This is a genomic window from Pseudoduganella sp., assembly GCF_041914865.1.
In the GTDB taxonomy this organism is placed as follows: Bacteria; Pseudomonadota; Gammaproteobacteria; order Burkholderiales; family Burkholderiaceae_D; genus Rugamonas.
This window is the reverse complement of sequence record NZ_JAYSCO010000042.1, coordinates 41,174-49,297: the sequence shown is the minus strand read 5'-3', so window position 1 is coordinate 49,297 and position 8,124 is coordinate 41,174. Positions and strand designations below refer to the sequence as shown.

12 protein-coding genes are annotated in these 8,124 nt (G+C 63.9%); 6 read left to right on the top strand and 6 right to left on the bottom strand.

Annotated features, from left to right (window positions below):
- A partial coding sequence (locus ACE3TQ_RS18530; RefSeq protein WP_374583767.1) for an acyl-CoA dehydrogenase occupies positions 1–1,208 on the top strand: 1,208 nt, incomplete at its 5' end.
- A 29-nt stretch (positions 1,209–1,237) separates the two neighbouring features.
- Here ACE3TQ_RS18530 and ACE3TQ_RS18525 read toward each other — a convergent pair.
- The 3 genes from ACE3TQ_RS18525 to ACE3TQ_RS18515 all read right to left on the bottom strand — a co-directional run bounded on the left by ACE3TQ_RS18525 (position 1,238) and on the right by ACE3TQ_RS18515 (position 4,061).
- On the bottom strand, positions 1,238–2,296 hold the full coding sequence (locus ACE3TQ_RS18525) for a bifunctional transcriptional activator/DNA repair enzyme AdaA (RefSeq protein WP_374583766.1): 1,059 nt from the start codon (positions 2,294–2,296) through the stop codon (positions 1,238–1,240).
- Positions 2,283–3,035 carry an isocitrate lyase/phosphoenolpyruvate mutase family protein gene (locus tag ACE3TQ_RS18520; RefSeq protein ID WP_374583765.1) on the bottom strand — a complete coding sequence of 251 codons (753 nt, stop codon included), beginning with the start codon at positions 3,033–3,035 and terminating at the stop codon, positions 2,283–2,285. Before ACE3TQ_RS18520 ends, ACE3TQ_RS18525 begins: the two co-directional genes overlap by 14 nt.
- 78 nt (positions 3,036–3,113) lie before the next feature.
- Entirely contained in the window at positions 3,114–4,061 is a 948-nt protein-coding gene (locus tag ACE3TQ_RS18515) for a polysaccharide deacetylase family protein (RefSeq protein ID WP_374583764.1), read from the bottom strand.
- A gap of 82 nt (positions 4,062–4,143) precedes the next feature.
- Between ACE3TQ_RS18515 and ACE3TQ_RS18510 the strand changes: the two genes are divergently transcribed.
- The gene (locus ACE3TQ_RS18510; protein WP_374583763.1) at positions 4,144–4,767 is read left to right on the top strand and encodes a LysE family translocator; all 624 of its coding nucleotides are present in this window, start codon (positions 4,144–4,146) and stop codon (positions 4,765–4,767) included.
- Here ACE3TQ_RS18510 and ACE3TQ_RS18505 read toward each other — a convergent pair.
- Positions 4,764–5,174, bottom strand: coding sequence for a glycine zipper 2TM domain-containing protein (locus ACE3TQ_RS18505; protein ID WP_374583762.1), 411 nt, complete (start codon positions 5,172–5,174; stop codon positions 4,764–4,766). The genes ACE3TQ_RS18510 and ACE3TQ_RS18505 overlap by 4 nt on opposite strands.
- Before the next feature lie 90 nt (positions 5,175–5,264).
- Complete coding sequence (locus ACE3TQ_RS18500; protein WP_374583761.1) at positions 5,265–5,681, bottom strand: NINE protein; 417 nt, start codon at positions 5,679–5,681, stop codon at positions 5,265–5,267.
- Between the two features lie 186 nt (positions 5,682–5,867).
- On the opposite strand from ACE3TQ_RS18500, the gene rpsP reads away from it, so the two are divergent.
- The 4 genes from rpsP to rplS all read left to right on the top strand — a co-directional run bounded on the left by rpsP (position 5,868) and on the right by rplS (position 7,906).
- A complete protein-coding gene (gene rpsP, locus ACE3TQ_RS18495) occupies positions 5,868–6,113 on the top strand; it encodes a 30S ribosomal protein S16 (RefSeq protein ID WP_374583760.1) in 246 nt (81 codons plus the stop codon).
- Between the two features lie 8 nt (positions 6,114–6,121).
- The gene (rimM, locus tag ACE3TQ_RS18490) at positions 6,122–6,664 is read left to right on the top strand and encodes a ribosome maturation factor RimM (protein ID WP_374583759.1); all 543 of its coding nucleotides are present in this window, start codon (positions 6,122–6,124) and stop codon (positions 6,662–6,664) included.
- Between the two features lie 15 nt (positions 6,665–6,679).
- The gene (trmD, locus tag ACE3TQ_RS18485) at positions 6,680–7,426 is read left to right on the top strand and encodes a tRNA (guanosine(37)-N1)-methyltransferase TrmD (RefSeq protein ID WP_374583758.1); all 747 of its coding nucleotides are present in this window, start codon (positions 6,680–6,682) and stop codon (positions 7,424–7,426) included.
- A 102-nt stretch (positions 7,427–7,528) separates the two neighbouring features.
- Positions 7,529–7,906 (top strand): 50S ribosomal protein L19, encoded by a 378-nt coding sequence (gene rplS, locus ACE3TQ_RS18480; RefSeq protein ID WP_161024641.1) that lies wholly within the window; start codon positions 7,529–7,531, stop codon positions 7,904–7,906.
- Positions 7,907–7,957: 51 nt separating this feature from the next.
- Here the strand turns inward: rplS and ACE3TQ_RS18475 are convergent, their stop codons facing one another.
- Positions 7,958–8,104: a DUF4351 domain-containing protein gene (locus ACE3TQ_RS18475; RefSeq protein WP_374583768.1), complete on the bottom strand. Its 147-nt coding sequence runs from the start codon at positions 8,102–8,104 to the stop codon at positions 7,958–7,960.
- Positions 8,105–8,124: the final 20 nt, after the last annotated feature.

Genomic DNA, 8,124 nt, shown 5'->3' with positions numbered 1-8,124 from the left:
TCATCACCTACGGTGAGCACGACATGGCCGAGAACATCATCCACCTGGTGCTGGCGCGCACCCCTGACGCGCCGCCGGGCGTGAAGGGCATCTCGCTGTTCATCGTGCCGAAGTTCATGGTCAACGCCGACGGTTCGCTGGGCGCGCGCAACGACGCGCACTGCGTGTCGATCGAGCACAAGCTGGGCATCAAGGCCTCGCCGACCGCCGTGCTGCAGTTCGGCGACAACGGCGGCGCTGTCGGCTACCTGGTGGGCGAGGAGAACCGCGGCCTGGAATACATGTTCATCATGATGAACGCGGCCCGTTTCGGCGTCGGCATGCAGGGCGTGGGCCTGGCGGAGCGCGCCTACCAGCAGGCGGTCACCTTCGCCAAGGAGCGCGTGCAGTCGCGCGACCTGAACGGCTCGCCGGCCGGCGTGGCCATCATCAACCACCCGGACGTGCGCCGCATGCTGATGTCGATGCGCGCCCAGACCGAGGCGGCGCGCGCGCTGGCCTACGTGGCGGCCGGCATCCACGACGTGGCGCATCATCACGCCGACGCCGAGGTGCGCGCACAGAACCAGGCGGTATACGAGTACCTGGTGCCGATCGTGAAGGGCTGGTCGACCGAGATGTCGGAGAACGTGACGCGCGACGGCGTGCAGGTGCACGGCGGCATGGGCTTCATCGAGGAAACCGGCGCGGCGCAGCACTACCGCGACGCCAAGATCCTGACCATCTATGAAGGCACCACCGCGATCCAGGCGAATGACCTGATCGGCCGCAAGACGGTGCGCGACGGCGGCGCGCTGGCCAAGTCGCTGGTGGCGCAGGTACGCGCCACCGCCGGCGAACTGGCCCAGGTGAACTCGCCGGAATTCGCCGCCATGCGCAAGCACCTGGAGCAGGGCGCGGACGACCTGGAAGCCGTGATCGACTTCGTGGTCACCCATGTGAAGTCCGACATCAAGGGCGTGTTCTCCGGCTCCGTGCTGTACCTGAAGCTGGCCGGCATCGTGTTCGGCGGCTGGCAGATGGGCCGCGCTGCGCTGGTGGCGCAGAAGAAGCTGGCGGCGGGCGAGGGCGATGCGTCCTTCTACCACGCCAAGATCGTGACCGCGCGCTTCTTCGCCGACCACATCCTGTCCGGCTCCACCGGCATGCGCGCCGCCATCGTCGATGGCAGCGCCGGCGTGCTGGGCCTGGAAGTCGAGCAGTTCTAAAGCGGCAGTTCGGTGTCTGACCCAGCGGGTCAGACACCGGTTTGCCGGTTTTGCCTCTCGTGCGCAAGCAGCCACTCCTTGCGCGCCAATCCCCCGCCGTACCCGGTCAGCGATCCATCCTTGCCGATAATCCGGTGGCACGGGATGATGATCGCAATCCGGTTCGCCCCATTCGCCCCCGCTACCGCCCGCACTGAGCCTGGCGCGCCAATGCGCTGCGCCAGGTCGGCATAATGCGTCACCTCCCCGAACCGCATCGCGCGCAAAGCGTCCCACACGCTGCGCTGGAAAGCGCTGCCCGGCGCATCGAGCGCCACGCTGAACTCACGCCGCGTGCCGGCGAAGTATTCCTGGATCTCGCTCACCGCCTGGCGCGTATGCGCATTCTCGCCCGCCAGTATGCGCGCCCGGAAGCTGCGCTGCAGGTCGCGGAACTCGGTCTCCAGCATGCGCCGGTCGGTGAACTCCAGCAGGCACACGCCGTTGCCGCTGGCGCAGACGAACATCGGCCCGAGCGGGGTAGGGAAGCGGTGCAGTACCAGCTGCTGCGCCGCCTGGCTGGGTGCGGCGCCGGTCATTTTCTTGTAGGTGTAGGCGAAACCGCTCAGCGACTCGTAGCCGCTGTCTAGTGCGACATCGGTTGCGCTGCGGCCCTCCTTCAACTCCGCCATCGCCAGGTTAATGCGCAGCATGCGCTGGTAGGCCTGGAAACTGAAGCCGTGATGCTTCTGGAACCAGCGCCGCACCAGTTCCGGGCTGATTCCCAGCTCACGCAGCTCACCGTCCTGGATGCGCCGCTTGGGCTGTTCGCGCACCAGGGCCACCGCGCGCGCCACCTGCGGCGGCACGTCGGGTGCGTTCTCCGTCGGGCGGCACACCTTGCAGGGGCGGAAGCCGAGTGCCAGCGGCTCTTTGATGTCGGAATAGAAGTCGACGTTTTCCGCCTTGGGCTTGCGCGCGCGGCAAGTCGGCAGGCAGAAAATGCCCGTGGTCCTGACGGCAGCGTAGAAAGCGCCCACGTGCTCCGGCGAGCGGTCGACCAGGGCCTGGTAGCAGCGCTGGATATCGGCGGGATCAGTGAGTTTCATCGGCGAACAGTGGGGCGAAGGATTGTTGGCTGCGGATGGCATCCAGCATGCGGCGCAGCTGCTCGGTGGCGGCGGCATGCACGAAGTTGCCCATGCTGATGCGGCGCACGCCCAGTTGCGCGAGGGTGGCGAAACCCGGCAGCTGCGGCATGCACATGACGTTCAGCGCCAATGGAACGGTACGCGCCAGCTCGCCGATATCGCCTGGCGCGGTCATGCACGGCACGAACAGCCCGTCGGCCCCGGCGGCGGCATACTGGCGGCCGCGCGCGATGCTCTCCTGCAGCGCGTTGGGAAGGCCCAGCAGGAATGTGTCGGTGCGCGCATTGAGGAACAGCTGCGGGAAGGCGCTGCGCAGTGCGGCCAGCCGCTCGGCCAGCTGGGCGGCGGGCAGCAGTTCGCGCCGGCCGTCGGCGACGCGGCTGTCCTCGATATTGATGCCGGCCACGCCCAGCGCGGCCAGGCGTGCGACGTTGGCCACCACGTGCGCGTTGTCGACACCGTAGCCCGCCTCGATGTCCACGCTGAGGGGCAGGGCGGTGCTGGCGCGGATGCGGCGCACCACCAGCAGCAGTTCCTCGAAGGGCATCTGCTCGCCGTCGGCATAACCCAGCATGGCGGCGATGGCGGCGCTGGAGGTGCCGATGGCCTGGTAGCCGGCCTTTTCGGCGGCAAGGGCGCTTGGCACATCCCAGGCATTGGCGAGCAGGAGCGGGGTGGCGGAAAAAAATGGGGACATGGCTTGGTTGCTTTAGTCGTGGAAGATGGCAGGAGCTTATCGGCGCCGCCGCCAGCGCTACAACCGAAAATTGGACGACTATTTTTTTGCCGCTGCCGGAGCCGGAGGCGGCAGCACTCCGCGCGCTTGCAGCTGCGCGATTTCGAAGTCGCCATCGTCCACCAGGCGTTCGCCGCCTGGCGTCAAGCCCAGGCCGAGCGTGCGGCCCAGCGACAGCAGCAGGCTTTGCCCGGCGGCTTTGCGCACCGGCTCCAGCTGATAAACCGGGTCGGCAAAGGCTGCGGCGGGCGGGATGATCTTCCAGCCCATTTCCTTCGCCTGGACCAGGATATCGTCCAGCCACATGGCGTTGATCAGGTTATGGTGCAGTAGCAGGACTTGCGCAATGTCGCGCCCTTGCAGGGTGTGCGACAGTTCGCGGTAGGCCAGCATGCGCTGCCTGACGTGGGCCAGGTAAGCGCTGCGGATGGCGCTGACGTCGGCGGCCGGATCTGTTTTCAGCACCTGCTCCAGCGCCTCGTTGAGGCGCCAGTCGCTGGTGTCGATGCTGACCTGCGCATTGCGGTAGCCGTGTTCGCGCAGAAAGCTGCGCATGCCTTCGATCTTTTCCGGCGTGTTCCCTTCGCGCAGGTAGGTGAAGCGCAGCCACTTCTGGTAGCCCGGCAGGGTGCGGATCAGGCGGTCGCATTCCAGCACTTCCTGCTGGTAGCTTGCCAGGTCCACCTTGTGCAGGTCGGGGTGGCTCACGGTGTGGTTGCCGATGGCGTGGCCGGCCTGGCTCCAGGCGCGCAGCAGCTGCATGCCGTCCGGCGTGTTGGCGCCATGGCCGCTGGTCACGAACAGCGCTGCCTGTACCTTGTGCCGGGCCAGCGCGTCGAGCATCGCCTGGTTGCGCTGCGGCGCGCTCATATGCGGCGTGCTGCGCGTATCCGGGCCGTCGTCAATGGTGATCGCCAGCGTCTGCGCCTGCGCCAGCGAGAGCGCCAGCGACGCCGACAGGGCGGCCAGTCCTGCTATAAACTTCATCCCATCTCCTCGAATGTGGTCCGCGCGCGGTGGCGCTGGCGGCGTTGTATATTAACTAAATTTCCTGCACTGGAGTCGAAACATGGATGCTTCCACGCTGCTGCTGTTTGTGCCCGCCTGCTTCGCCCTGAATATGGCGCCGGGCCCGAACAACCTGCTCTCAGTGAGCAATGCCACGCGCTATGGATTTCGCCGCTCCTGCCTGGCGGGCGTCGGGCGCCTGGTCGCCTTTGCCGGCATGATCGCACTGGCATCGGCCGGCCTGGCGGCGGTGCTGCATACATCGGAAATGCTGTTCTATGGGATCAAGACGGCAGGCGCGATTTATCTGTTCTACCTGGCCTGGCAGCTGTGGCGCGCGCAGCCCGGCGAGGGCGAAGGCGGCGGGGGCGCACCTGCCGCCGGCTGGTTGGCGCTGGCGCGGCAGGAGTTCCTGGTCGCCGCAGGCAACCCGAAAGCAATCCTGATCTTTACGGCTTTCCTGCCGCAATTCGTCGATCCTGCAGGCCCGGTGGGCGCGCAGTTCTTCGTGCTGGGCTTGTTGTTCCTGCTGTTGGAGGTAGTGGCGCTGGCGGCTTACGCCTGGATGGGGGCGCGCATGCAGCGCTGGTTTGCGCAGCCGCGCGGCAAACGGATCTTCAATCGGATTTGCGCCGGCCTGCTGGCCGGCGCGGGGATGGGCTTACTGCTGTCGCGCCGGACTTAGATGCGGTCCAGGCGGCCGTTGCTGCGCTTGACCTTGTCGCCATTGCGCAGGTGCGGGTCTTCCTTCAGCACCACGCTGCCGGTTTTGCCGGTTTCGTATTTGACGGTCACGTGCCATTCCTTGACCTTGTTCATCTTGCCTTCGATATGCTTGCCGGCGTAGGCGCCGCCGGCGGCGCCAGCCACGGTGGCGATGGTCTTGCCGCTGCCGCCGCCGACCTGGTTGCCCAGCAGGGCGCCGGCTACGCCGCCGGCGATCATGCCGGTAGCGCCGCCTTCGCCGTCTTTTTCGACGACCTTAATCGCGGTCACGGTGCCGCATTCAGCACAAACTTTCTTCGGTTGCGCATAGGCGCCGGTAACCGTTACAGCCAGGATGGCTGGCAAGAGGAATTTAGTTAATTTCATTGTGTTCTCCAAAAACGGTTGTGGTGACTGGAAGTATAGGTCAACAGTTTCCGTTTGGAATGCATAATTGTGACAAGACGTTGCGGCAGCTCAACCGTAAGCGCCGCCGGTGTAGAGCAGGTCGAACAGGCGGGCGATAGCGCCGATCAGGCTGAAGGCGCCGACCATCAGGGTGGCGACCAGGACGACGGCGAGCGGCCATTTGGACTGGCTTTGCTTGCCGCTGCCGGCATTAAAGGTGGCGTCCCATTTTTCGTCAGGCATCAGGCCGAGCACCAGCGCTTCGAGGAAGCCGACCAGGATCGACAGGATCAGGGGCAGGAGCAGGAAGTAGGGGTCGGCTTTTGGCCATATGGCGAACACGGCGGCGACGCCCAGCAGGCTGGCGGCGTGCAGCCAGCCCCAGGTATCTGCCAGGCCGCGCAGGTAGAAGCGGTGCAGGCCAAGGCCGCCGGTAACGGAGGCGAGCAGGGTGGCCACGGTTTTGTTTTTGTGTAAAACAGACATGTTTGCTGCCGTAAAGTCCGAAAAACCGGCAGTATCGCACAACAAAGCTGTTGCCGCCGAGGCAGGAACGGGGGATAATCACGGACTGTCCAAATCCCCACCAATTTGATTAATCTTGCCGGTCGGAGTGAAAGCGCGCTATAATTTGCGGCTTTATCCGACTCAGCACTCTTTTTTGGAAATATTATGGTCGTTATTCGTCTGTCCCGTGGTGGCGCCAAGAAGCGTCCTTTCTACAACATCGTTGCTACCGATTCCCGCAATCGTCGTGACGGCCGTTTCGTAGAACGTATCGGCTTCTACAACCCAATGGCTACCGGCCAAGCAGAAACCTTCCGCGTTGCTGCTGACCGTCTGGCTTACTGGCAAGGCGTTGGCGCGCAGCTGTCCCCAGCTGTTGCCAAGCTGGTCGCTGGCCAGAAAGCTGCTTAATTTCAGCTTTGAGCAGCAAGACCGCATCTGGGGCGCAAGCCCCGGCTGACCTGGTTCAGGTTGGCTTTGTTTCTGGTGCCTATGGCATCACCGGCGGGGTCCGTGTCCGACCCTTCTCCACCGAGGCAGATGCGCTGCTGCATGCCACCACCTGGTGGCTCGATAAGCCAAGCCTGCGTGACGTTGAGGTCAAGCGGGCTAAGCTGCATGGTGGCGACGTTGTTACTACCATCGTCGGCATGACGGACCGCAACGAGGCGGAAGCACTGAAAGGTGCCGCAGTCTTCGTCTCCCGCGCCGACTTCCCGCAGCTGGAAGAAGATGAATACTACTGGGGCGACTTGCTCGGCCTGGCGGTTCAGAATCAACAGGGCGAAAGCCTTGGCACGGTCGCGGATTTGATGAGCAATGGGCCACAGTCCATCCTGCGCGTCGAATACGAGGCTGAAGGTAAGGCGCAGGAGCGCCTGATCCCGTTTGTGAGTCAGTACGTTATCAAGGTGGACAAGGACGCGAAGCAAATCATCGTGGACTGGGGCCTGGATTACTAATCCGGAACCGACACAATGCAATTCGACGTCATTACCCTGTTCCCCGAGATGTTCGCTGCGTTGACGCAGTCCGGCGTGACCCGCCGTGCGTTCGAGCAGAAGCGCTGGGGCCTGTCGCTGTGGAATCCGCGCGATTTCACCACCGACAACCACCGCACCGTGGATGACCGCCCATACGGCGGCGGCCCGGGGATGGTGATGCTGGCCAAGCCGCTGGAGGAAACCATCCAGGCTGCGAAACAGCGCCAGGTGGTGTCCGGCCTGCCGGCGCCGCGCGTGGTGTACATGTCGCCGCAAGGCAAGCAGCTGACGCATGAACGCGTGATGCAGTTGAAGCAGGAACCCGGCCTCGTCATCCTGTGCGGCCGGTACGAAGCAGTGGACCAGCGTTTGCTGGACCGTTGCGTGGATGAGGAAATCAGCCTCGGCGATTTCGTGCTGTCCGGCGGCGAGCTGCCTGCCATGGCCCTGATGGATGCCGTGGTGCGCCAGCTGCCCGGCGTGCTGAATACCGATGCTTCCGCCGTCGAGGACTCGTTCGTCAACGGCTTGCTGGATTCGCCGCACTATACGCGGCCAGAGAATTACGAAGGCGTGAGCGTGCCCCCGGTCCTGTTGGGCGGCAACCATGCCGAAATCGAGAAGTGGCGCCGTGAGCGCATGCTGGAAGCGACGGCGCGGAAGCGGCCCGACCTGCTGGTGAAGGCGCGCGAGGCGGGCCTGCTCTCGAAGAAGGATGAAAAGTTTTTGGCGGGTTTGTAAACCCGTTGTAGTACCGTGGCAGGCATGTTGCCTGCCGTGTTTAACCCCATCCTCTACCGGGCATCCTTGATAGCGCCGGCAAGATGGTTATAGGAGCATGAAATGAACCTGATCCAGCAACTGGAACAAGAAGAAATCGCTCGCCTGGGCAAGAACATCCCTGAGTTCGCCCCTGGTGACACTGTGGTCGTTAACGTGAACGTGGTTGAAGGCACCCGCAAGCGCGCCCAGGCTTACGAAGGCGTTGTGATCGCTCGTCGTAACCGCGGCCTGAACTCGAACTTCATCGTTCGTAAGATCTCGTCCGGCGAAGGCGTTGAGCGTACCTTCCAGCTGTACTCCCCGCTGATCGCTTCGATCGAAGTGAAGCGTCGTGGTGACGTACGTCGCGCCAAGCTGTACTACCTGCGCGAGCGTTCGGGCAAGTCCGCACGTATCAAGGAAAAACTGCCGAACCGCAAAGCGGCTCCAGCAGCGTAATCGATACTTCGGTATTGGATTCGGAAAAGGGCGCCTTCGGGCGCCCTTTTTTTATTTGAACACCTGGCGCAGCGATTGCGCGTCCAGGATGGTTTCGCTCCAGGCGCTAAGCTGTTCCAGGCTGGCTTTGGCGAGCTTCCTCTTGACGGTCTGCGGCAGCGGGCCAAAACGATGTGTTAATTGCCGCTCCAATACGATGGCAGCACCTTGCCCCAGAC